This is a genomic window from Paenibacillus lycopersici, from assembly GCF_010119935.1.
GTDB lineage: Bacteria > Bacillota > Bacilli > Paenibacillales > Paenibacillaceae > Paenibacillus_Z > Paenibacillus_Z lycopersici.
On record NZ_CP048209.1, the window covers coordinates 1,468,093 to 1,492,034 of the forward strand.

The 23,942-nt window shown below is 58.1% G+C and carries 19 protein-coding genes; 17 read left to right on the top strand and 2 right to left on the bottom strand.

Annotation, left to right across the window (positions count from 1 at the left end; all coding sequences use genetic code 11):
* The first annotated feature begins 23 nt into the window (after positions 1-23).
* Both GXP70_RS06330 and GXP70_RS06335 read left to right on the top strand, forming a co-directional pair.
* Entirely contained in the window at positions 24-680 is a 657-nt protein-coding gene (locus GXP70_RS06330) for a GntR family transcriptional regulator (protein WP_225442687.1), read from the top strand.
* 55 nt (positions 681-735) lie between these two features.
* The gene (locus GXP70_RS06335) at positions 736-1,905 is read left to right on the top strand and encodes a helix-turn-helix domain-containing protein (RefSeq protein ID WP_162355672.1); all 1,170 of its coding nucleotides are present in this window, start codon (positions 736-738) and stop codon (positions 1,903-1,905) included.
* Between the two features lie 88 nt (positions 1,906-1,993).
* Here the strand turns inward: GXP70_RS06335 and GXP70_RS06340 are convergent, their stop codons facing one another.
* On the bottom strand, positions 1,994-2,905 hold the full coding sequence (locus tag GXP70_RS06340; RefSeq protein WP_162355673.1) for an RraA family protein: 912 nt from the start codon (positions 2,903-2,905) through the stop codon (positions 1,994-1,996).
* Positions 2,906-3,243: 338 nt separating this feature from the next.
* Here GXP70_RS06340 and GXP70_RS06345 point away from each other — a divergent pair, with 338 nt between their 5' ends.
* The 4 genes from GXP70_RS06345 (at position 3,244) to GXP70_RS06360 (ending at position 7,467) form a co-directional block, all read left to right on the top strand.
* On the top strand, positions 3,244-4,203 hold the full coding sequence (locus GXP70_RS06345) for a carbohydrate ABC transporter permease (RefSeq protein WP_404822316.1): 960 nt from the start codon (positions 3,244-3,246) through the stop codon (positions 4,201-4,203).
* Complete coding sequence (locus GXP70_RS06350; RefSeq protein ID WP_162355674.1) at positions 4,200-5,030, top strand: carbohydrate ABC transporter permease; 831 nt, start codon at positions 4,200-4,202, stop codon at positions 5,028-5,030. Before GXP70_RS06345 ends, GXP70_RS06350 begins: the two co-directional genes overlap by 4 nt.
* 37 nt (positions 5,031-5,067) lie before the next feature.
* Positions 5,068-6,402, top strand: a complete 1,335-nt coding sequence (locus GXP70_RS06355; RefSeq protein ID WP_162355675.1) for an ABC transporter substrate-binding protein — start codon at positions 5,068-5,070, stop codon at positions 6,400-6,402.
* Between the two features lie 102 nt (positions 6,403-6,504).
* Positions 6,505-7,467: a mannonate dehydratase gene (locus GXP70_RS06360; protein WP_162355676.1), complete on the top strand. Its 963-nt coding sequence runs from the start codon at positions 6,505-6,507 to the stop codon at positions 7,465-7,467.
* A gap of 517 nt (positions 7,468-7,984) precedes the next feature.
* Here the strand turns inward: GXP70_RS06360 and GXP70_RS06365 are convergent.
* Positions 7,985-9,370 (bottom strand): mandelate racemase/muconate lactonizing enzyme family protein, encoded by a 1,386-nt coding sequence (locus tag GXP70_RS06365; protein ID WP_162355677.1) that lies wholly within the window; start codon positions 9,368-9,370, stop codon positions 7,985-7,987.
* A gap of 230 nt (positions 9,371-9,600) precedes the next feature.
* Here GXP70_RS06365 and GXP70_RS06370 point away from each other — a divergent pair, with 230 nt between their 5' ends.
* The 11 genes from GXP70_RS06370 to GXP70_RS06425 all read left to right on the top strand — a co-directional run bounded on the left by GXP70_RS06370 (position 9,601) and on the right by GXP70_RS06425 (position 23,892).
* Positions 9,601-10,005 (top strand): hypothetical protein, encoded by a 405-nt coding sequence (locus tag GXP70_RS06370; protein WP_162355678.1) that lies wholly within the window; start codon positions 9,601-9,603, stop codon positions 10,003-10,005.
* 191 nt (positions 10,006-10,196) lie between these two features.
* Positions 10,197-10,922, top strand: coding sequence for a hypothetical protein (locus GXP70_RS06375; RefSeq protein WP_162355679.1), 726 nt, complete (start codon positions 10,197-10,199; stop codon positions 10,920-10,922).
* Positions 10,923-10,960: 38 nt separating this feature from the next.
* Positions 10,961-11,398, top strand: coding sequence for a GntR family transcriptional regulator (locus tag GXP70_RS06380; RefSeq protein WP_162355680.1), 438 nt, complete (start codon positions 10,961-10,963; stop codon positions 11,396-11,398).
* Positions 11,395-12,282: an ABC transporter ATP-binding protein gene (locus tag GXP70_RS06385; protein ID WP_162355681.1), complete on the top strand. Its 888-nt coding sequence runs from the start codon at positions 11,395-11,397 to the stop codon at positions 12,280-12,282. Before GXP70_RS06380 ends, GXP70_RS06385 begins: the two co-directional genes overlap by 4 nt.
* A gap of 34 nt (positions 12,283-12,316) precedes the next feature.
* Positions 12,317-13,219 (top strand): ABC transporter ATP-binding protein, encoded by a 903-nt coding sequence (locus GXP70_RS06390; RefSeq protein ID WP_162355682.1) that lies wholly within the window; start codon positions 12,317-12,319, stop codon positions 13,217-13,219.
* Positions 13,212-14,549 carry an ABC transporter permease gene (locus GXP70_RS06395; protein ID WP_162355683.1) on the top strand — a complete coding sequence of 446 codons (1,338 nt, stop codon included), beginning with the start codon at positions 13,212-13,214 and terminating at the stop codon, positions 14,547-14,549. Before GXP70_RS06390 ends, GXP70_RS06395 begins: the two co-directional genes overlap by 8 nt.
* Before the next feature lie 1,597 nt (positions 14,550-16,146).
* A complete protein-coding gene (locus GXP70_RS06405; protein ID WP_225442837.1) occupies positions 16,147-18,342 on the top strand; it encodes a peptidase G2 autoproteolytic cleavage domain-containing protein in 2,196 nt (731 codons plus the stop codon).
* A gap of 1,048 nt (positions 18,343-19,390) precedes the next feature.
* The gene (locus GXP70_RS06410) at positions 19,391-20,287 is read left to right on the top strand and encodes a nucleoside hydrolase (RefSeq protein WP_162355684.1); all 897 of its coding nucleotides are present in this window, start codon (positions 19,391-19,393) and stop codon (positions 20,285-20,287) included.
* A gap of 58 nt (positions 20,288-20,345) precedes the next feature.
* Positions 20,346-21,266 carry an ABC transporter permease gene (locus tag GXP70_RS06415; protein WP_225442688.1) on the top strand — a complete coding sequence of 307 codons (921 nt, stop codon included), beginning with the start codon at positions 20,346-20,348 and terminating at the stop codon, positions 21,264-21,266.
* Positions 21,267-21,303: 37 nt separating this feature from the next.
* Positions 21,304-22,224, top strand: a complete 921-nt coding sequence (locus GXP70_RS06420) for a carbohydrate ABC transporter permease (protein ID WP_162355685.1) — start codon at positions 21,304-21,306, stop codon at positions 22,222-22,224.
* Between the two features lie 51 nt (positions 22,225-22,275).
* Entirely contained in the window at positions 22,276-23,892 is a 1,617-nt protein-coding gene (locus GXP70_RS06425; RefSeq protein ID WP_162355686.1) for an ABC transporter substrate-binding protein, read from the top strand.
* Positions 23,893-23,942 lie beyond the last annotated feature (50 nt).

Consider the following 23,942-nt stretch of genomic DNA (forward strand, 5'->3'; position numbering starts at 1 on the left):
AATCGATAATAATCAAAGGAGCAGTGAGCGTCATAGGCAGCGGCCAGATGGATTATCCGAACAACTCGATCAGCGAGCATGTGTATGCGGACTTGAAGAAGGACATTCTCGCGGGCATTCTCCAGCCGGGCGCCCGGCTGATCGTCACCGAGATCGCGGGCAAATTCCAGATCAGTCAAGCACCCGTGCGCGAGGCGCTGGAACGGTTGAAGCAGGAAGGCTTGATTACCGGCATTCCGAACAAAGGCTCTGTCGTATCGACGATCAGCGCCAAGGAAATCAAGGATATTTTCGTCCTTCGCGAAATTATCGAAGGCTTCGCGGTCCGGCAGTCGATGCCGCTGCTGACGGAAGCGGACTACGGTTATCTTCACCGCCTCATCGACGAGATGGAAGCCGCCAACAAGAACAACGAGATGATGCGCATCCTGGAGCTGGATATGGATTTCCACGCTTTCTTCTACATCCGCTGCGACAATCAAGCCATCCTCGAGCTGTGGAACCATATGCGCACCAAAGTCATGCGGTTCATGGCGATATCCAACCGCCACTATACGACCAACGTGCTGGCCGAATGGCATCTTCTTCTCGTCGATGCGCTGCGTTCGGGCGACCCGGATACGGCGGAGGCCGCTTTCATCGAGCATATGCACGCCTATAAGATGATCGATCTTGAATAGCGAAGGACGATAGGCAAGTGCCCGGCAGGATCCTTGTGCAAAGGGGAGACGGAACATGCTTAGCAAAGGTTTGCTGTATGAAGACGATGTAATCTTGGCTTGGATGAGGAATCGGTATCTTCAAGAGCTGGTCAGCGGGGGCCGGCAGAAGAACGCGAACGTGAAGGAAAGCTTGTCGCGCCTGAATTTGCATCCTTATTTCACCTATCCGGCGATTGCGCTGCTGGAGCCGGTCTCGACGGCCGCGGACGATCGCGGGAAAATGCTGCGTATGGAGGAAATGCGGGATTACGTGCAGCAGCGGGCATCGCTCGACCATGTCGTGTTCATCGATGATCGGCATCGGCTTGCCCTGTTGTTCTCTTGGGTATCCGCGAAGCATCTGGAAGCCGTGCAGACGATGCTGGGCGACCGGTTCGGGCTGCCGGTCAATGTCGGCGTAGGCAAGCCGTGCAGCCAGCTGTGCGATGTCCATCATTCGTACAGGCAAGCCGAAGGCGCGCTGCAAAACAAGTTCTACCGCGGAACGGGCCATATCATCCAATACGGGGAGCTGCCGCGGTACGCGGCTCTCGGCGACTATCCCGCGGACATGGAGAAGGAATTGCACGACGCCCTGAAAGCCGCCGACTCCGACGCCGACGTCGAAGAAGCCGTCGAGGCGTTCTATCGCGCGCTGCTGGAGCAAGGACCGATCGATATTAAGGCGATGTACGAATTGACGGCGCGGCTGCTGATCGGAAGCGAGAAGAAGCTGCTCCCCGGAGCCAATTATGACAGCGCTTGCAAGAAGTTCGAAATCATGTCCATCGTCAACATGCAGACGCTGCAGGAAATCAAAGCATGCGTCAGCCGCTTCTTCATCGGCGTCAGGGGAGCCATGCAGCCCGATCAGAAGGAAAGCCATCGCAGCATCATCAAGAAGACGATCCAGTACATGGAGCAGGAATATCAGGCGGCATCGCTGCAAAGCGCGGCGCAGAAGGTCTATATGACGCCGACCTATCTCAGTCTGCTCTTCAAACTGAATACGGGCACGACCTTCATCGAGCACTTGACGCGTATCCGGATTCAGAAGGCCAAGGAGCTGCTGGATAGCACGCATTACAAAAACTACGAGGTGGCCGAGCAGGTAGGCTATCAGGATCCGCGTTACTTCAGTCAAATTTTCAAGCGTAAAGTCGGGCTGTCGCCGACGGAATACCGGGAGTTGGGGGGGAAATGATAAATGAAGAAGGGCTCCGGAAGCGGGCGATCCGCCTCCGGAGTCCTTTTCGCGTTCAGGCAAGCCAGCTGCGGACGGCTACGGAAGACTACAGACGGACATCGTGCCGGCGGCCGTTCTCGCCGTCGTCCAGCTTGGCCGCTTCCTCGAGCTCTCGCTCCCAAGTCAGGTGGCGATAGTTCTCCGCGGCCGAATCGGCGTTGAACCAGTCGACGAAGTCTTGCATGAGCGCGGAATTCCAGGCGGCGTCGATCTGCGCGGTGGAGTAGACGCCTTCCTTGAGGCGGACGAAGCCGAAGATGTCGCGAACCTGGGCCTTCTCCGCCTGCACGACCGTGATTTCCGCGAGCTGCGGCGGAATGAAGATGACGCCTGACGGCGTGCCGAGGACGACGTCGCCGGGAAGGCAGATCGCCCGGCCGATGCGGGCCGGAACGTTCATGCCGACCATCGTGACGTCCGCGATGGCGGTCGGGTCGCTCCCCCGGTAGTAGACATTGATATTGTCGATTTCGGCTACCTGCTGATTGTCGCGGATACCGCCCCAGATGACCGCGCCGCCCCTTTTCGTCCGGGTCGATATCGCGGTGGACAGATTGCCGCCCACGTACGTGCCCAGATGAACCTTGTCGAACATGTCGACGACCGCGACATCGTCCTCCACGAGCGAATCGATGACCCATTGGTTGAAGAAGCCTTTGCGGCCTTCCTGTTCATGGCCATATTTCAGCAGCGTCTCGTGCAGATCGGGGCGTTTGGGCACCAGGACGGCCGTTACCGCCCGGCCGACCATGATTTTCTCGGGATGTACGATTTTGAAATCGCCTTCGAATTGAAAGGCGTAGCCCCTGTTCCAGAGCGGGCCCCAGGCTTCCTCCAGGGTGATTTTGCGCATGCGGCGAAGCACGTCGTCGGCCACTTTCGGACGGCCGTTCGGAAACCGTTCTCCTTCCCATTGCGCCGTAAGCTGGACGATATCTTCCGGATTGTCGAATTTCATTCGAGCACCTCTTTCGAACCGTTTTGTGTACATGGCGGCGTTCGGAATCCTCGTTCCGCCGGCTCTCGAGTCTATTGTTAGGGACATTCCGGCATTTGTCGATGCGACATTCTTAAGGCATTCGCCGCCTCGCGCATAATAAATCCACCCTATCCGGCGGAGGGGCCGGAGGGCGGGGCGGGCGGCGTTCAGATCGTTAAAATAAACAAACAATTTCATAATTTCGTCGCCTTCCCTCGTGTAACCGCTTTCGATAAAGTGGAGAAGTGCCGGCGCCAAGCAGACGGTTGCCGGCAATAGGCAGCGAGCATCCTACGTTCAGAGGAGGAGATACGCGGGTGACTTCCGATTCGTTGTCCCAAGCACCCTACGCAGAGACGGTCAAAGCTCCCGGCAAGTTTCGCAGAAACAAGGGAGAAGCCAATCTGGCAGGTTACGTCTTCATTTCGCCGTGGCTGATCGGGTTTCTATTCCTGACGCTATGGCCCATCGCGCAATCCTTCTACTTGTCCTTTACGGAATATTCGTTGCTGGATGCGCCGGTATGGACGGGGACGGCCAATTACGCCAACATTTTCACCAATGACTCGACCTTCACCAAGTCGCTCAGCGTGACGTTCGTCTTCGTGCTGGTCTCGGTTCCGCTGAAGCTGTTCTTCTCGCTGCTGGTCGCGATGGCGCTAAGCAGAAACATCAGGGGGATGAACGTCTACCGGACGGCGATCTACTTCCCGTCCCTGATCGGAGGCAGCATCGCGGTAGCCGCGCTGTGGCGGAACATGTTCGGGCTCGACGGCTACGTCAACCAAGTGCTGGCCTGGTTCGGGATTCAAGGCGTAGGCTGGATCTCGAATCCGGATACGTCGCTCGGCACGCTTATCCTGCTTAATACGTGGCAGTTCGGCTCTACCATGGTCATCTTCCTGGCCGGACTCAAGCAAATCCCGCAAGAGCTATACGAGTCCGCATCGGTCGACGGGGCCGGGCGCTTCCGCAAATTCGTCGGCATTACGCTGCCGATGCTCTCGCCGGTCATGTTCTTCAACCTCGTGCTGGGCATCATCGGCTCGTTCCAGACCTTCACCTCGGCATTCATCATCACGAAAGGCGGTCCGATCAATTCCACCTACGTGTACGCGCTGTTCCTCTACGACAAAGCCTTCAAGCATTACCAGATGGGTTACGCTTCCGCGCTCGCCTGGATCCTGCTCGGCATCGTTGCCGCGCTGACCGCCCTGAACTTCCTGGCTTCGCGCTATTGGGTATTCTACGAATCGGATGGGGGGAAAGCGAGATGAGCGCCGTTCGGTCCAAATTATCCAACCATCTGTATCTGGCCGCCTTCTCGCTCCTGATGCTGTATCCCGTGATCTGGTGGGTCGGGGCTTCCTTGAAGAAGACGGCGGAGCTTGGCCTGCCCACGCTCTGGCCGGCAACGCCGATGTGGGAGAACTACAGCAACGGCTGGCATTTCTCCGACGATTATACCTTCGCCCACTTCTTCGGCAACACGCTGCTGATGGAGCTCGGCAACGTAACCGGCGGCGTGCTGACGGCGGCGATCGTGGCTTACGGCTTCAGCCGCCTGCAATTCAGGCTGCGCGGCTTCTGGTTCTCGATCCTGCTGCTCACCATGATGCTCCCCGGCCAGGTTACCGTGGTGCCGCAATATATTCTCTTCAACAAGCTGGGCTGGGTGGACAGCTACGTCCCTCTGGTGCTGCCGCATTTCTTCGGCGGCGGCGCCTTCTTCATCTTCCTGCTCGTCCAGTTCATCCGCGGCATTCCCCGCGACTTGGACGAAGCGGCCAAAATCGACGGCACGTCCGTGTACGGCATTTTCTTCCGCATCATTCTGCCGTTGATTCGGCCCGCGCTCGTCACGGTCGCCATCTTCACGTTCATCTGGAGCTGGGACGACTTCTTCGCGCAGGTGCTGTACATCAGCTCCGTCGACAAGTTTACCGTAGGGCTGGCGCTGCGCATGTTCATCGACCAGTTCGACATTCAATGGGGGCAGCTGCTCGCGATGTCGCTGCTATCCATCCTGCCGTCCGTCATCATCTTCCTGTTCGCGCAAAAATATTTCGTAGAGGGGATAGCCACGACCGGTTTGAAAGGGTAACGGGCCACGAGCCGAATAAGAGAGGGGAAATGGAGTTATGCGCAGCACAAGAAAGGCAATCGTTCCGCTGATCGGGTTGACATTCATGCTGGCGGCGACGGCTTGCAGCGGCGGAGGCGGCAATAACGGAGGCGGCAGCGCCGCGAATACGGACGAGGGCAATAACGGCGGCGATCCGAAGGCCGGGGAGAAAGTCACGTTAAGCATGATGTGGTGGGGGCCCGACGAACGGCATGAAGCGACGAAGAACGCGCTCTCGCTGTACTCGAAGCAGAATGCGAACGTGAGCTTCAAGCCGGAATACATGGCTTGGGACGCGTACTGGCAGAAGCTGCCGACGCTCGCGGCTTCCAAGACGATCCCCGACGTGCTGCAGATGGATGCCGCCTACATCCAGGAGTATGTCGCGCGCAACCAGCTGGAAGACTTGAGCGATGTCGATCTGGACGGCATCGTGGATCCGAAGGTCGTGGAGAATTTGAAAATCGGCGGGAAACTGTACGGCATCCCGCTCAGCCAGAACGCGGCCGGCATCGCGTTCAACAAAGCGGAGCTGGAGCAGTACGGCATACCGCTTCCGCAGAAGAATTGGACGTACGACGACTACTTCCAATGGGCGAGGGATGCCCGCGGGAAGCTGCCGGAGGGCAAATATCCGATCGGGGATTCGACGTCGTGGGACAGCTATAATTTCTACCAGACGTCGATGGGCAAAGATCCGGTCATGGCGGACGGGGGCAAGAAGTTCACGCTCGACAAGGAGTTGTTCATGACCTATTACAAGACGTACGAGGAGTTCCGCAAGGCCAAGATTGTCCCGCCGGCGGAGAAAGCCGCGGCCTTCCTCGAGAACGATCCGCAGGCCGATCCGATGGCATCCGGCGTCGTCATGACCCGGGGCGCGACGACGGGTTCGGTAAGCGCCCTGGAGCAGCTGATGCCGGGCAAGGTCGGCGTCGTGAACATGCCGACGGGTCCTGCCGGAGGCGGCTGGGCGCAGTCGACCATTTTCCTGAGCGTCAGCGCGAACTCCAAGCACAAGGACGAGGCCAAACGCTTCGTGAGATGGTTCATCACCGACAAGGAAGCGGGCAAGACGCTCGGGCTGACGCGCGGCATTCCGATCAACCCGGACATTTACAAGGACCTCGAGCCGACACTGGCGGATAAAGACAAGCTGGGCAAAGAAATCTACGACCTGTCGGTCGAGAAGGCGCTGCCGTTCTATTCGGCCGCGGCCGGCTACTCGGAATGGGCGGACACGTACAATAAAGAGATGCAGGCCGTCACTTACGGTCAGCAGACCATCGAGAAGGCCTACGACAAGCTCAATAAAATGGGCATGGACCTAGCGGCGAAAGCCGGGTCTTGACCGGCGCGTGCACCGTTAATGCGCGCAGAACAGATACGTCATTGACAGGGCGCAGGTGCGCCCCTTGCACCCTATAAACCAATCGAGAGGAGCCAAGGCGCCATGAAACTAGCGGAATTTTTCTCATCCCAGCCATCCCGGCTGTGGCAGCTCGCGAAGCAGATGAACGTGAATTATGCCGTCGGAGGTCTCCCTTGGGAAGAGAAGACCGAGAAGCCTTGGGATCTGATGCCGCTGATCCGGATGAAGCAGCGGTATGCGGATCACGGTCTTGCATTGTCTGTCATCGAATCGATGCCTCCAAGCAATCATATCAAGCTCGGCACGCCGGGACGGGACGAGGAGATCGAGGTCTTCCAGCAGTTCCTGATCAACATGGGCGCCGCCGGCATCCCGGTGCTCTGCTACAATTTCATGGCCCAGTTCAACTGGTTCCGTACGTCCACGACGACCGGCACGCGGGGAGGGGCGCTGGTCTCCAGCTACGACCACAGCCTGATGAAGGACGCGCCGCTGACGGAAGCGGGCATCGTGACCGAGGAACGGCTGTGGGAGAATCTGCACTACTTCATGGAACGGATCGTGCCGGTCGCGGAAGAAGCCAAGGTGAAGCTGGCGCTGCACCCGGACGACCCGCCGATAACGCCGATTCGCGGCGTCTCCCGGATCCTGCGCAGCGCGGCCGCGCTGCAGCGCGCGATTGATTTGGTGCCCAGCGCATACAACGGCATCACGCTGTGCCAAGGGACGCTGGCGACGGCAGGAGAAGACATTCCGGCGGTCATCCGCGAATTTGCCAAGCAGGATAAGCTGTTCTTCGTGCACTTCCGGGACGTGAAGGGAACGCCGGAGAAATTCGAAGAAACGTTCCACGACGACGGCAAAACGAACATGCTGGAGGCGATGCGAACGTATTATGAGGTCGGATATACCGGACCTGCGAGGCCGGATCACGTGCCGACGATGGCCGGCGAGAATAACGACAATCCAGGCTACGAGCTGCTGGGCCGGCTCTACGGCATCGGTTATATCAACGGTTTGATGGAAGCTGCCTCGGCCGGGTGAGGCTGCGTGCGGGCCGTCCGCGAGTCATTGCGACTTGCGGACGGCCCTTCTTGCGTGCGAGCAAGCTCTGGCGTTGCTGCGGACGGCCCTTTGCTCGCCTGCAAGCGTCCATACCCAGGCGGACAGAGGGTACGTTATTTGCTCCGTATCGCTGCTTGTTCATAAGCGATCGGACACAGGATTCGCTATTGCCTCCGAAAGTGCCGAAACAAGCCCGTCGCGGGCGCATTAACGGATCTCCTGTCCGTACACCTCCGGAAAATCAATGAAATCGGGCAGATAACGGATCTCCTGTCCATCTCCTGTCCGCTTCCTTATTTTCTCCAACCCCGCCTGTGCCAAGCTGGCAAGTTAGTGGCAGGATGCCAGCCAGTAACGCGCCGTGGCAGCCGCGTCCTACGAGCGTAGACGGCAGAACCCCCTTCGGTCATTGTCATTGACCGAAGGGGGTTCTGCCATGCAGCGTTTCTCGCGCTGCCTATAGCCCATAGGTGCTGGCCTGCCGGCGCCGCGGGCTTCAGCTCCACAGCCGGTCGTTGGAATAATGCTTATTCCAACGGTCGGTCGGCTCCCACACGCCCGGAATATCGGGATGAAGATGCTCGGCAAGCACCTCGTCGTTCAGATCGTCAATCCCGAGGCCCGGCGCGTCCGTCATGGCGATGAAGCCGTTCTGGACCAGCTTCTTCGGCAGCTTGGAGCCGACGACGATATCGTCCCACCACTCGACTTCGCAGGAGTGGTACTCGAGCGCGAGGAAGTTCTCCGTGGCCGCGGCGACATGCGCGGCCGCCAGGCAGGCGATCGGGCTCTCCGCCATATGAATGGCCATCGCGACGCCGTAATCCTGCGCCATGTCGCCGATCTTCTTCGTCTCCAGAATGCCGCCCGTCGTCAGGACGTCGGGATGAATGACGGAGACGCCGCCGGCCTCGAGCAGCGGACGGAAGTTTTCCTTTAGATAGATGTCTTCGCCGGTGCAGATCGGCGTCGTCACCGCGCGCGCCAATCGTGCGTACTGCTCCGTGTATTGCCACGGAATCATGTCTTCCATCCAGGCCAGATTGAATTTATCGATGCGGCGGCCGAGCTTGATGCAATCCTCGAGGCCGATATGGCCGAAATGGTCGATGGCAAGCGGTACCTGACAGCCGATCACCGAACGAACGTCCGCCACGTATTGCTCCAGCATATCCAGTCCCGTCTCCGTCACGTGAATGCCCGTGAACGGATGCGGGATATTGTAGATGTCGTAATGGCGGTTGCCGATATCCCGGATCTGCTCGTCCGTCATGCCGTCGAAGTTCTGATTGTAGCGGTTTCTGGATTTCTCCCGCATTTCTTCGAGGAAGCCGAGCGGGGCGCTCAATGTTCCGGGCTGATGGATGAGCTGCCCAATCCCGAGGTCCATCTTGAGGAAGGTAAAACCGGCCTCCATGCGTTTCTTCAGCGCTTCGCCCATAGCCTTCCCAGTCGCCTTGTCGACGACGTCCGTATCGCAGTACATGCGGATCTTGTCGCGAAACCTGCCGCCCAGCATTTGATAGACGGGCATGCCGTACGCTTTGCCTGCCAGGTCCCACAGCGCGATTTCGATCCCGCTTACGCCGCCGCCTTGACGGGCATGGCCGCCGAACTGCTTGATCCGGCGAAACAGCTTGTCGATGTTGCACGGATTCTCGCCCAGCAGTCTGCTCTTGAGGAGCTGCGCATAGACCTTGTCCGCTCCGTCGCGCACTTCGCCGAAGCCGACCAGGCCCTGGTTGGTATACACTTTGATCAAGCTGCTGTGGAACGGAGCGCCGACAATGTCGGTGAACCGGATATCGGTGATGCGCAGCGCCGACGGATTCGAATGGGTCGCTACGTGAGCAAGCGTTTCGTCATACGTTTGATCATGCATGAACGTATTCCTCCCCGATAGGTTGGATTCCAATTTTCTTCTTAATCTTAGTGAACGGGACGCCGGGCGGCGATGCCGTAAAGTTATGATTTCGTTTGTTTTCTTTGAAAGATTGCCGGAATGATGGAGGCCGCAAGCCGAAGGGGAAGCACTGTCAACGATTCCTCAAAATAGGGATAACCCCTGGGCACATATATATGGAGTAACAACAGGCGCAGGGGTGTTGCATAATGGGGCTCTTCAAGTCATTCCTGACCAGATTCACGATCGAGCTGTTCTTGCTGCTGTTCGTTTACCCGGCGATCGGCTTCGCGCTTCTCGTGCTCGGCTTCACCTCGTCCTGGAAATCCGGAACGCTGATGCTCGTCTCGGCGCTGCTGCTCCGCTTCGCGCTGAAGCGCGAAGCGGCGGCGAGCCGGCCGGGGTTTCGCGCGTCCCGTTCCCGCGGGACGCGCAGATCGGCGAGCCGTTCCGCGAAGCAGCCGAACGGCTTCGGCGGCTTCTACGACCAAGGGTCGGCTCCGCCGCAGCTGAGCGATATTTACCAGGACATGGCGACGCAGATGCGGGAGCAGGAAGCGCTGCTGAAGATCATCCGGGAGCAGGAGGCGCGGAAGGAGGATCGCTGCAAGTAGCCTAGAGGAGAGAGGAAGGATAACGAGAAATCTTTATCATGACAGCCTTCAGCGTGTCGAGATCGCCCTAAGGGGCATCTCGGCATTTTTTATTTCCCAAACCTTAACAATTCCAATCGTTGACAATTGCGCTTGAAGTGGGTATAGTGTGTATAAGGATATATACACTATACAGAGCAGGAGGTAACGCAATGTCGCATTGGCAGGGCGCGGTGACGCTGCTTCGGCTCGAGGGGCGCCGCGGGTGGATCGGACTGCTCCTGACGATGGCGTCCTTCGCGTATCTTGGCGTCTTCATGATCATCCCCTTATTGCACGCCATGTCGGATCCCGGCGAAGAGCAATCCTATAGCTGGGCGGTCGATTTCCTGTATTTAACGCTGATGCCGATAATGGGCTTCCTCATGAATCGGAACACGCTCAATTGCTGGAACCGGGATCCGTATACGCGCAGGCTCGCCTATTACCGCACGCTTCCGATCAGCTGGAATACGATCGTCGTGTCGCGGATGCTGCAGCATGCCATCGTGCTCACGATCGTGTTCGCCTTTTATTTTACCCTGCAGTATCTGCTGTCGGGCTTCATGCGCGAGCAGTTGGCGGTCGGCGACTACGTTCTGTTCGTCTTGATTTGGTACGGTTATGCGCTGATGGCCGGGGCAACCTACATTTTCTTCGAATTGACGCTGAAGGGGAACGCCTACATCATCGTCTGCTTCCTGTATGTGATCGTGTATGCGCTGATCGACTTGATTCTATGGGCTACGCATACGAATTTGATCGAATCGACGATCGCCGCCGCCCGCGAGCATCATTATGCATGGCCGGTCTTATCGGTCGTGCTCGGCGCCGCCCTGGCGGTGCTGCTCGGCGCGTTGACCCGGATGCGGGTTGTCAAGCGCGGTTTGCTGCAATAATGATGCTGGCGGGATGATTATGAGAGAAGGTGCATGCGGTGTGGATGCCCATACAATTGAACGAACATAGCGCCGAACCGCTGTACCATCAGATCGAAGTGCAGCTGCGCGCGTTCATCGTCAGCGGGCAGATGCCCGAAGGCACGCTGCTGCCCTCCATCCGCGAGCTGGCGCAGCAGACGAAATGCAGCGTCATTACGATCCGCCGGGTATACCAGGATCTGGAGAACGAGGGACTGCTCCGCACCCGGCAGGGCACGGGCACGTTCGTCGCCAAGGTGGACGACCGGCTTCGCGACAACCAGCGCCGCGGCGCGGTCATGGAGGCGATCGAGTCGGCGGCGGATGCGGGGCTCCGGGTTCATTATACCGACGACGAGCTGGTGGACATGCTGCGCGAGGCGCTTCGGCGGAAACGATCGGCGAGCGGAGCGGCGGGAAGCGGACAAGCGGGCGAAGGAGGGGAAGCGACATGACGGAAGCGGCCGTTGCCATAGAAGGATTGATTCAGCGGAGGGCGCATTTTCAGCTGGGACCGATCGGGCTGACCATTCCGAAAGGATGCGTGACGGCGATCGTCGGACCGAACGGATCCGGCAAGAGCTCGCTGTTCCGGCTGATGATGGGGCTGGCGAAGCCGGATGCCGGCAGCGTGCGGATGCTCGGGGAGACGGTGGACGAGCGGGACCTTGTCGCTTATAAGTCGCGCATCGGCTATGTGCCGGAGCAGGCGATCGATCTCGAGGATCGGCTAAGCGGGGAGTGGAAGGCGTCATTCTCGCGGTCCTGGTACCCGGACTGGGACGTCAATTATTACCGGGAGCTGCTGCGGCGGTTCGAGGTCGACTCGGGCCTCAAGCTCGGCAAAATGTCCAAAGGGATGCGGCGCAAGTTCGACCTGTCGCTTGCCATGGCGCATCATCCGGAGCTGCTGCTGCTCGACGAGCCGTCCTCGGGACTCGATCCGATCGCCTGGAAAACGATGATCGACATCCTTCACCGTTATATGGAGGAAGGCGACCGTACCATCGTCATGGCTTCCCATATCGTGGACGAAGTGCGGCGGCTGGCGGACTATATCGCGTTCATCGTGCAGGGGAAGATGCTTGGGATTTACGAGAAAGACGCCTTGCTGGACGCTTGGCAGTCGCTGTACGTCGATGCCGGCGGCCAGCCGATCCAATGGAAGACGATGCCGGGCTTCCGCGGATACGACCTTGCCGGCGGAACGGCGTATAAGGTCGTGACGGACAATGCCGCGGAAGCGGAACGCTGGCTGGACGCGCAGGGCGCGGCCGTGATCAGCAAGCAGAAGCTGGAGCTGGACGAGATTTTGACGCATTTGAAAGGATCCGTATGACCGTGAACGAACAAGTGAGAGGAGTCGTGTGACGATGAATGCTTTATCGCTGGAGAAGGTTTACAAGCAGTACGGCGACAAGACCGCCGTGAACGGCATCAGCTTCGATGTCGAGCAAGGCGAAATCTACGGGCTGCTCGGCGCGAACGGCGCCGGCAAGACGACGACGATGCGGATGGTGCTCGGCCTGATCTATCCCGACGGCGGGCAAATCCGTTATGACGGCAAGGCATACAGCAGGGAGCAGCTGCACAACCTCGGCTATCTGCCGGAGGAGCGGGGCCTCTATCCGAAGGTGAAGGTGAGCGACCAGATCCTGTACCTCGCGCAGCTGCGGGGCATGACCCGCAAGGACGCCGACCGGAACTTGAAGCGCTGGCTGGATCGGTTCGCCGTGCCGGAATATTACAATAAGCGGGTCGAGGAACTGTCCAAGGGGAACCAGCAGAAAATACAGTTCATCGCGTCCATCATCCACAATCCGCGGATCGTCATCATGGACGAAGCGTTCAGCGGACTCGATCCCGTCAACGTCGAGCTGCTGAAATCGACGGTCAAGGAGCTTCGCGACGCCGGCTCCTGCATTCTGTTCTCCACGCACCGGATGGAGCATGTCGAGGAATTGTGCCGGAACATTACGATTCTGCACAAGTCCAATCCCGTGCTGCAAGGCAATTTGAAAGCGATCAAGAAGCAGTTTCCGCGGGAACGCGTCATTCTGGCCACGGACGGCGACGTGTCCGGCCTCGAAGCGATCCGCGGCGTCATGGGCGTGAAGCGGCATGAATACGGCTACGAGCTGCTGATCGCCGACGAGTCGGCAGGCCGGCCGATACTGGAGCTGGCGATGGCGCAGACCGGCGTGCAGCGCTTCGAGATCATGGAACCGACGCTCAACGAAATCTTCATTAAGACGGTAGGTGAGAAGCATGAATAACAGTTTCTGGACGGTTGTCGGCTTCACGGCGAAGAACAAGCTGCGCGGCAAAGCGTTTCTCGTCACGACGCTCATCATCGCGGTCATCATGAGCGTCGGCATCAATTTGCCGTATATCATCTCGAAGTTCAGCGGCGAGGGCAAGACGACGGCGATCGGGTATTTGGACAGTGCCGGGGACCAGGCAAAGTCGGAGCTGTTCACGTCCACGCGCATCGCCGCGATGCTGAACAGCTATTACGGAGCGCAGGAGAAGCCGGAGCTGAAGCTCGTGCCGATCGCGGAAGCCGGTTCCGCGGAGGCGAACGAGCAAGCGCTGAAACGCGCGGTTGCCGACGACGTGATCGACGGCTATATCGAATTCACGCCGGATAAGGCGAGCGGCTTCCCTGCCGTAACGTACAAGTCGGAGAGCCTGATGGAATCGAAGGTGTCGCAGTCGCTCAAGACGGCGCTGCAGGCGGTCAAGATGGACGGCGTCATCAACGGCGGCGGACTCAGCGACGAGCTGAAGGCGCTGCTGACGAAGCCGATCGTGCTCGATACGGTCCAGATCTCCGCGGGCGAAGGCGCCGGCACGGGCGCCATCGGCGGCCAAGGCAAATCGACCGAGCAGCAGGGCATGGACATCGCGACGGTGTACGTCATTATCTTCATGCTGTTCATGGCGATCATGATCAGCGGCCAGATGATCGCGAGCGAGATCACGGCGGAGAAGAGCTCGCGCGTCATGGAAATTCTCATTACGAGCGTCGCGCCGCTGAAGGCGATGTTCGGTAAAATTCTCGGCATGTTCCTCGTCGTGCTGACCCAGCTGGCGGTCTACGTCGTCGTCATCGTCATCAACATGACGCTGCCGCAGAACGCCGACAAGCTGAACGAATTCGGCATCTCGCTGAATATGATCGATCCGGTGCTGCTGGTGTACGCGATCGTGTTCTTCTTGACGGGCTTCTTCCTGTTCGCGACGCTGTTCGCCGCCGTCGGCTCCATCGTCAGCCGCACCGAGGACCTCGGCCAAGCGGTGCTGCCGATCACGATGCTGTCGCTTGCCGGCTTCTACATCTGCATGTTCGGCGGGCTGAACAGCCCGGGCTCGATGCTCATGAAAGTATCGTCCTTCATCCCGTTCTTCGCGCCGTACGCGATGGTCGTCCGGCTCGGCCTGTCCGACCCGTCGACCTGGCAGGTATGGCTGTCGATCCTCATTCTGCTCGCCACCATCTTCGTCAGCGGCTGGCTGTCCGCCAAGATCTACCGCGCCGGCGTGCTCATGTACGGCAAGAAGCCGTCGATGAAGGAATTGTTCAAGGCGATGCGGTACCGGTAAGCCAGGCGTTGCGGGACCAAATAATAGCGAACCTTGATGGACAGTAAGCCTGTTCCATCAAGGTTTTTTCAATTAAAGCAGATCTACACGATTGTTGCACGCAAGATACGGTGCGGGACGCGGGAAGGAAATATGTGGCTAACCACGTACATGAGTCCATCCATTCTTGCCGGGATACTCATATTGTATCCAAGATAAATGCCGCTAGGTGGGGTTTGTCGTTAGCGAGGAGACGGTTGTTCGCGGCAGTCACCCATTAAACCGGAAGGCAGGCGATCTTTTTGGAAGCAAAACAAAGAAGGAATTCGAGAAATCTTCGGAATACGCAATGCATTCGCGATATTAATGCAGCTATCCAAGCACTTGAAAAGGTCGAATGCGCCTTGCGATTGCGATGGATCAAGCGCGCCGAAGATGGAATCGGGGACGCGATCGGCGACCTGGGTAGAGCGCTTGACTGCCTCGCGGATTTAAATAAAGGGAAACCCTCATTAAGAACACCGGTACGGAGGTGCGTAGATTGGGTGAGAGAAAACGGGCGATCCGACAAGTCAAATCGGCCATCAACGAGCTGCGGAAAGCGAAATGTTGGGTACAGCGCCACAACACGAAGCTGGCCCAGAAAGAAATCGCGCATTCTTTGACGGACCTCGATAAGGCCTTGCATTCCACGAATTGTCTCGCAGTGAAGCGGTCGAGAGGGACGCGGGGACGGGTTGGGCCTGCCGGGCCTCGGGGCCGCCAAGGCGCAACGGGGCCGATCGGCCCTGCGGGATCTGCCGGGCCGCAGGGGGTTCAGGGTCCAACCGGCCTAACGGGCCAAACGGGGCCAGCCGGGCCTCCGGGTCCTCCCGGTCCTCCAGGGCCGGCCGGGACTTGCGGAACCAGCTGCATTCGAACCGATCCTGCCAATGGTTGCTCCGTTGCAGAAGGAACCGGCACGATTGCGAGCGGCTTTGCTTCGCATGCCGAAGGATACAATACGCAAGCGATCGGGGATTTTTCCCATGCCGAAGGCGATCCGACAAGAGCAATCGGTACGGCATCGCATGCGGAAGGGTCGAACACGGAAGCGATCGGAAACGCATCCCATTCAGAAGGTAATGCCACCATCGCAAATGCGCATGCATCCCATGCAGAGGGATTGAGCGCGACTGCGGGAACATCCATCGCCGTCGGTATCGCCTCCCACGCTGAAGGCAAGAACACCAGAACAGAGGCGGATAACGCGCATGCCGAAGGCTTGAATACGATCGCGAGCGGGACTTCTTCCCATGTCGAAGGGGAGGGGAATAGCGCCAGCGGAAGGGCTTCTCACGCCGAAGGGGGCGCAGTGGATCAGGCCGGCCATTTGGCGCCTTCTACGGCAAGCGGCTCAAGTTCCCATGCCGAGGGGATCGGCACCGCTGCCAAGGGATTCGCCGCCCATGCCGAAGGAGGCACATCGGATAGTACGGCTTCACCCGGGCCGGCGGCCAATGGCGATTTTTCCCACGCAGAAGGAAACGGGACCATTGCCGATGGAATCGCTTCGCATTCCGAGGGAACGGGAACGAAGGCCAGCGGAGAGAGCTCGCACGCCGAGGGCTCCAGGACGTTGGCTAACGGAAATATCGGCGCCCACGCAGAAGGGCTTCAAACTACGGCCAATGGCGGGGCCTCTCATGCCGAAGGGGGCTTCACATCCGCGAACCAGGACGGCGCCCATGCCGAAGGAGGCTTTACGGTAGCCGATGCTTTTGTGGCCCATGCCGAAGGAGATAGTACGACAGCCAACGGGGTAGCTTCGCATGCCGAGGGCTTCTTTACGGTAGCCAGCGGGAATGGCTCCCATGCGGAGGGGGTCAGTACGACGGCGAGCGGGGGCAGCTCCCACGCCGAAGGGTTTAATACGACAGCAAGCGGGATCAACACCCACTCGGAGGGTGACAGTACGACGGCCAGCGGAGACGGATCCCATGCGGAAGGCGATGGAACGACGGCCAGCGGGCTGAACGCGCACGCCGAGGGAAGCGGCACACAGGCGCAAGGCGACCAATCCCATGCGGAAGGGAATGGAACGACGGCCAGCGGGCTGAACGCGCACGCCGAGGGCAGCGGCACGCAGGCGCAAGGCGATCAATCGCATGCGGAAGGGAACGGAACGACGGCCAGCGGGCTGAACGCCCACGCCGAAGGGGAGAATACGACGGCCGGCGGGGAAGCGTCGCACGCCGAGGGCTATCTTACGTCAGCGAGCGGGAGCCTGTCCCACGCCGAAGGCTACCAGACGACGGCGGGCGCCTATACCTCCCATGCCGAAGGCAATGGAACAACGGCCAGCGCGAACAGCGCCCATGCCGAGGGAAGCGGCGCGCAGGCGCAAGGGGAACAGTCGCACGCGGAAGGCTTGAACACCGTCGCGATCGGCAATGCTTCGCACGCCGAAGGGAGCGGAACGACGGCGGGCGGGCTTCACGCGCACGCCGAGGGAAGCGGCACGCAGGCGCAAGGCGGCCAATCGCATGCCGAAGGGAATGGAACGATCGCCAGCGGGCTTAACGCGCACGCCGAAGGGGAGAATACGACAGCCGGCGGGGAGGCGTCGCACGCCGAGGGCTACCTTACGTCAGCGAGCGGGAGCCTGTCCCACGCCGAAGGCTACCAGACGACGGCCGGCGCTTACACCTCCCATGCCGAAGGCAACGGCACGACGGCCAGCGCGAACAGCGCGCATGCCGAAGGCAGCGGTGCGCAGGCGCAAGGGGAGCAGTCGCACGCGGAAGGCTTGAATACCGTCGCGATCGGCAATGCTTCGCACGCCGAAGGGAGCGGAACGACGGCGGGCGGGCTTCACGCGCACGCCGAGGGAAGCGGCACGCAGGCGCAAGGCGGCCAATCGCATGCGGAAGGGAATGGAACGACGGCCAGCGGGCTTAACGCGCACGCCGAAGGGGAGAATACGACGGCCGGCGGGGAAGCCTCGCACGCCGAGGGCTATCTAACGTCAGCGAGCGGGAGCTTGTCCCACACCGAAGGCTACCAGACGACGGCCAGCGGTTACGCCTCCCATGCCGAAGGGGTAGATACGAACACAAACAACCACGATGGAGCGCACATCATGGGGAAACATGGCAATGCCGATTCGGATTATTCCTGGCATCTGGCCAATGGAACTTCTCCGGCTGCGCTGGGCCTAGCGGCGAGAATCGACGGGACGCTGGCCAGGGGGATTGCTACTAATGGATGGGTAACGGGGGCCGCGGATTACGCGGAGATGTTCGAAACCGCGGATGGCAGTCCGATCGATGTCGGCTATTTCGTCACATGGGATGGGGAGAGCGACCGCATTCGGAAGGCGAATCGGAGCGATTTATTTATTCTGGGGATCACCAGCGCGACGCCGGGCGTTCTGGGAGATGCCGCCGAATTGGAATGGAAGGATAAATGGCTGAAAGACGAATGGGGGCGCTGGTTGTTCCAGGAAGTGATGGTGCCGGCCGTAACGGATACCATGGGGGATATCGTTGTACCCGAACGTACAGAATTGCAGAAGATTGTGAACCCAGAGTATAATGCAGCCGAAGCGTACGTACCGCGCATCAAAAGGCCGGAATGGGCCGCAGTTGGACTGCTTGGCAAGATCCTCGTTCGTGACGACGGAACCTGTAAACAAGGGGGATACTGTCAATCGAACGACGATGGAATTGCGACCGCTTCCGATGAAGGATATCGCGTCTTAAAACGAACGGGGACCAATCAAATCCTTGTTTTATTGGCGCCCATCCCTCCAAACGCCTCCCGGCGGGGATGAGAATGTCTTGAGCTTTCGCCGTAACCGGCCTTTGAGCCAATGACTCCTGCAGTGGTTTTCTACACGGGCAGGAGTTTATTTTTTTGCCCCCCGAAATTGACGGGCGCCCCTCCTTCCCGTGTTTGCTTGATCGTGCCGGCTGTTGCTGAACCGGTAGCTTGCAAGGCAGGGTGCGGCACGAAAATAAATTGAATATATCAATGATACATAATAGATTAGTTTAGTATTAATATGTACCAATGAGATGACTGGAACGCGATGGTCATCCGATCCCCGGACGTCAGCGACTCGGATTCCGTGCCTGCTGACAGCAACTTGCATGAAGCCGACATTGACCAAGCAGGGGAACCGTCAATGTACTTGAAGAGAAATTCGATTTATTTCAAATGGGTTGTCGCCTTTCTAATCGTCCTTGCTCCGATGTATGTGGTCAGTCTGAGGATTAACGCGCTCGGTGCGCGCAATGTCAAGGAAGAAATCATGCAGTCGATACAGACAAACGGAAGAGGTCAGTCGTCTCCAGAGCAAGCTGATCGTGCTGCAAAATGTAAGCGATTATTCCTCCGATGCGTTGGCGTTCATTCCCTCGTTAAACCGGTAACTTTCCGGAAATACGTATCGGGATATGGATGCGGACGAATGGGTTTGCGATCTAACTCCCCGTACAAAACACAAGCAACTACTGTCTCTTGATGAACATCCAGCCCGGCACATCGTTCCGATATCGCCTCCATCTCGCCGACATACGCCTACTAATTAATGAATGCAGGTCATGTTTCTTCAGTCCTACTAAAAAAGAAACGGCCTGTGACCTGCAACTTCATTAAGAAGTGTGCAGATGCAAGGCCTGCCCCAAGACAGCGACAGCCTGGTCATCGCGCAACATCGTATATTTTTACTCGAAATCGTACTTTTGTTTATATGAACGGGCTCCGATTCACTCTAGAATAGAGCGTGTAAGCCTTTTCAAACGAATGGCGTGTCTCAAGCGCAATGCATGTACAACGAATGTACGCGAATGCCAATAACCCGGCTAGGGAGGCTGAGGATGGAGAGAACGAAGATCATCATCGATACGGATATCGGCGACGATATCGACGACGCGCTGGCGATCGCCTTCGCGCTGGAATCGCCCGAGCTGGAGGTGCTCGGCATAACGACGGTGTTCAAAAATGTGAAAGCGAGGGCGAAGCTTGCGGTTCGGCTGCTTGAGCAGGCCGGTCGTGCCGATATTCCCGTCTGCGCCGGCATCGGAAATCCGATCCTGGGCAAGGCGGACGTGAACGAGATCCCGAACCAATACATCGAGGAAGAGGACGGGGAAGCGGCGGGGTTCGGCACGAATGGCATCGATTTCATCATCGATACGGTCATGGCGTCGGACGGCGATATTACCCTGGTGCCGATCGGCCCGCTGACGAATATCGCGATCGCCATTCTCAAAGAGCCTGCGCTCCGGAGCAAGGTGAAGGAAATCGTCATGATGGGCGGCTGCTTCTACAGCCATCTCAGCGAATGGAATATCCGCTGCGACCCGGAAGCCGCGAGAGTCGTGTTCGAATCCGGCATCCCGATCAGGGCGGTCGGCCTGGACGTCACGGTGCAATGCGTGCTGAGGAAGGAAGACACGGACCGGCTGATGGCCCGCCCGAAACGATCGGCGGCGTATCTCCCGGATCTGCTCGCCAGGTGGCGGAAGGTGACGAATCACGAGCCGATGCTGCACGATCCGCTCGCCGTCTGCGCCGTATTCGACGATCGCCTGTTGGACTTCCAGCAGGACGAGATCGTCGTGGAGACGCAGGGCGAGTTTACGCGCGGGCAGACGTACAACCGAAGCGCGCTGTATTGGCGGGGCAATGCCGGCCAATCCGTCATCCGGGCCGCCAAGAGCGTCGATTCCGAAGCGTTCCTCAAGCTGTACATGGACAGGGTGTGCCACTGAAGCAATGGCGCAACGGCGCAATGCCGCAACGACTCGCGGACGAAGGAAGGGATAGCGGTTGAACAAGCACGGCATTCTCTATGAACTCCGTAAGAATCGGACTTTATTCCTCATGGCGCTGCCTGCCGTCCTATTAGTCTTCTTGATCTCCTACATCCCGATGGCGGGGATTATACTGGCGTTCAAGGACTACAGGTTCGATCTTGGCGTGTTCGGCAGCCATTGGAACGGGTTCGAGAACTTCAAATACTTCTTCAATTCAGGGACCGGGCTGCGGGTAACGCGCAACACGATCCTGTATAACCTGCTCAACCTGGTCACCTCGCAGCTTTTTGCCGTCATGATCGCGATCTTCATTAACGAGATGAGAGGGAGATATTTCAAGAAGGTATCGCAATCGATCATCTTCCTTCCGTTCTTCATTTCGTGGACGATCGTCGGCGTCTTCGTCTACAACATCTTCAATTACGAGACCGGGACGTTGAACTCGGTGCTGAAAGCATTGCACATGGACCCCGTCAACCTGTACAGCACCCCGACGGTATGGATCTTCATCATTTGTTTCTTCAACTCCTGGAAGTGGGTCGGCTACACGTCGGTCATCTATATCGCTTCGATCCTCAGCATCGACGCGGAATGCTTCGAAGCGGCCGAAATCGACGGAGCGAACGTGTTTCAGAAAGTATTCTATATTACGATTCCGTCGATCAGCCCGACGATATTCATTATGTTCCTGCTGAACATCGGCCGGATCCTCCGCGGCGACTTCCAGATGTTCTATCAGATTATCGGCAATAACGGCCAGCTGTTCGACAAGACCGACGTTATCGATACGTTCGTCTTCCGATCGCTTCTGACGAGCGGCGATATCGCGATGCCGGCGGCGGCGACCTTCTATCAATCCGTACTTTGCTTCGTCATCATCATGGTGGTGAACGGCGTCATTCGAAAGACCAGGCCGGACAACGCATTGTTCTAGGCCGGCTCGATGACGTGTTCGTCAGGAGAGGAGACTTATGGAGAACAATCTTGCTATCGATCGGAAGGGAAGGGTTCCGAAGACGGAAGGCGCGAATCTATTATTCAACGTAATCAGCTATACGGTCGTGATCGTGACGGCGATCCTATGCCTGCTGCCGTTCGAAATTCTCATATCCGGATCGTTCACGGACGAGCAGGCGATCGCGCTGCACGGTTACGGCCTTATACCAAGCCGATTCTCGCTGGAAGCCTATCGGGTGTTGTTCAAGTTCCCGGACTCGATCATAAGGGCATACGGCGTATCCATCTCCATTACGGTGATCGGGACGGCCGTCGGGCTGTTCGTGACTTCGATGACGGCCTACGTGATGAACCGCAAGGATTTCAAGTACAGGAACAAGCTTGCGTTCTTCTTCTACTTCACGACATTGTTCAATGGCGGCATTCTGTCGACCTATATTTTCTTCGTCAAATACCTGCAATTGAAGAACGATCTGCTCGCCTTGATTCTTCCGCTCCTTATCAACGTGTTCTACCTCATCGTGATGCGCACCTTCATCAGTTCGATCCCCGATTCGATCAGCGAATCGGCCAAAATCGACGGAGCGGGCGACTTCACCATCTTCATGAAGCTCATTCTGCCGCTTACGAAGCCGGGGCTTGCGACGATCGGCTTGTTCTATGCCCTGGATTACTGGAATGACTGGTACAACGCCATGCTCTATATTACGGACGTGAACAAGTACCCGCTGCAATATTTGCTGTTCTCGACGCTGCAGTCCGCCGAGGCCATATCCCGGATCTCCAAGATGGCAAGCGTAGCCCAAATTTCCGTGCCTACGTTGTCGCTGAAGCTGGCCATGGCGGTTATCGCGACAGGACCGATCATTCTGGTCTACCCGTCCGTGCAGAGATATTTCGTCAAGGGCCTTACGGTCGGCGCGATCAAAGGATAATGCCGGGTCATCCGGTTTATCGCATAAACGACTATTTCAAGGGGGATGCGTATGAGACGATCAAACGTATTAACGCTGCTTCTGGCGGTCACGCTCACGATGGCGATTGCGCTAACAGGCTGCGGCAATAACTCCGGAAATTCAAGCGCCGATTCGAGCGGCGGCAACTCCGGCGCGAGCGGCAGCTCGAATGCCGGCGGCAATGCGGGCACCGGCGGCAACGCGGGCGGAACGGGGGATAATGCCGCTGCCGGCACCGACAATGGCGCGGCGAAGTCGGATATCGACCTCTCCAAGCATGTGAACCTGACCATGTATCTGATCGGCTCGCCTGCCAGGGACTACGATATGGTGCTTGCCGAATTGAACAAGAAGCTGGAGAAGGACTTGAACGCGACCTTGAAAGTCAATTGGGTCGGCTGGGCCGATTACGGCACGCAGTATCCGCTGCTGCTCGCTTCCGGCGAACCGATCGATCTGGTGTACGCTTCGACGTGGACGAACTTCTACCAGAATGCGCGGAAAGGCGCATTCCTGGATATTAAAGACCTGGCCAAGAAATACGCGCCGAAGAGCCTTGCCCAGATCACGCCGGATTTCTACAAGCAGACGGAAGTGGACGGCCACCTCTACGCGATGCCCGCAGAGTTCTATCAGTACGGCGATATGGGGTATATCGTCCGCGGCGACTTGATGAAGAAGTACGGACTGACCTCGATCGACGGCATTGACGATTACGGGAAATTCATGGACGCGGTCGTGAAGAACGATCCGCAGCTCGATCCGAGCGGCGATATCAGCTCCTCCGGCGGTCTTGAGACGTATTATGCGAATGCTCAAGGCTATTACGGTATCCTGTCGAGCCAGTTTTCCCCGTTCTATATCAACATGGACGATGCCAATCCGAAGATCTTTAACCTGTATGAAACGGACGGCATCCTGGATTACTTCAAGAAAATGAAAGAGTGGGGGGACAAGGGCTACTGGTCCAAATCCATTCTCTCCAACAAAGACGATAAAATGTTAACGGAAGGGAAGGCCGCGTCCAAGCTGCACAATCAAGATTCCTGGAGCGGCGTATACATGGAGCACCCGGATTGGGACGTCCAATTCTATCTGAACAGCAAGTACACTTATAAAACGCAAGCGATGCAGGACGGCATGGCGGTACCGGCTTCGTCCAAGAATCCGGAACGCGCGCTGATGCTCCTCGAGTTGCTTCGCACGGACCGAAGCTACAACAATCTCCTGACGTACGGCATCGAGGGCAAGCATTATGAAATTACGGCCGACAATAAGCTGAAGCCGCTTGATTTGGACGGATTCGCGCCGGACGGCTATTGCTCCTGGGGCTTCAAGGCGCCCGAGCTCCGCTATGATGTTGTCGGTACTCCGCCAAACAACGCGGAAGTGCGTCAGAAGCTGGCGGATCGGGCGAGAGAGAACCCGTATGCGCTCTTCACGCCCGACTTCGAGCCCGTTAAGAACGAGATGGCCGCCGTCACCAATATCGTGCAGCAATATTCGTTCCCGCTCAACTACGGCTACGTGAAGAATCCGGAAGAGGGGCTGAAGACGCTCGTGTCCAAAGTTAAATCCGCAGGCTCGGAGAAGATCATGGCCGAGATGCAGAAGCAGCTGGACGCGTTCCTTGCAGCCAATCAGTAGCGTTATTCGAACGGACAAAAGGTTCAGGACGGATGATATCCCTCCTGAAC

Bases quoted from the DNA above. Each gene is read 5' to 3' on its own strand.
- GXP70_RS06365 (WP_162355677.1), bottom strand. From the start codon at position 9,370: ATGCATGATCAAACGTATGACGAAACGCTTGCTCACGTAGCGACCCAT.
- GXP70_RS06425 (WP_162355686.1), top strand. From the start codon at position 22,276: ATGAGACGATCAAACGTATTAACGCTGCTTCTGGCGGTCACGCTCACG.
- GXP70_RS06385 (WP_162355681.1), top strand. From the start codon at position 11,395: ATGACGGAAGCGGCCGTTGCCATAGAAGGATTGATTCAGCGGAGGGCG.
- GXP70_RS06350 (WP_162355674.1), top strand. From the start codon at position 4,200: ATGAGCGCCGTTCGGTCCAAATTATCCAACCATCTGTATCTGGCCGCC.
- GXP70_RS06355 (WP_162355675.1), top strand. From the start codon at position 5,068: ATGCGCAGCACAAGAAAGGCAATCGTTCCGCTGATCGGGTTGACATTC.
- GXP70_RS06360 (WP_162355676.1), top strand. From the start codon at position 6,505: ATGAAACTAGCGGAATTTTTCTCATCCCAGCCATCCCGGCTGTGGCAG.
- GXP70_RS06340 (WP_162355673.1), bottom strand. From the start codon at position 2,905: ATGAAATTCGACAATCCGGAAGATATCGTCCAGCTTACGGCGCAATGG.
- GXP70_RS06390 (WP_162355682.1), top strand. From the start codon at position 12,317: ATGAATGCTTTATCGCTGGAGAAGGTTTACAAGCAGTACGGCGACAAG.
- GXP70_RS06410 (WP_162355684.1), top strand. From the start codon at position 19,391: ATGGAGAGAACGAAGATCATCATCGATACGGATATCGGCGACGATATC.
- GXP70_RS06375 (WP_162355679.1), top strand. From the start codon at position 10,197: ATGTCGCATTGGCAGGGCGCGGTGACGCTGCTTCGGCTCGAGGGGCGC.
- GXP70_RS06420 (WP_162355685.1), top strand. From the start codon at position 21,304: ATGGAGAACAATCTTGCTATCGATCGGAAGGGAAGGGTTCCGAAGACG.
- GXP70_RS06370 (WP_162355678.1), top strand. From the start codon at position 9,601: ATGGGGCTCTTCAAGTCATTCCTGACCAGATTCACGATCGAGCTGTTC.
- GXP70_RS06395 (WP_162355683.1), top strand. From the start codon at position 13,212: ATGAATAACAGTTTCTGGACGGTTGTCGGCTTCACGGCGAAGAACAAG.
- GXP70_RS06335 (WP_162355672.1), top strand. From the start codon at position 736: ATGCTTAGCAAAGGTTTGCTGTATGAAGACGATGTAATCTTGGCTTGG.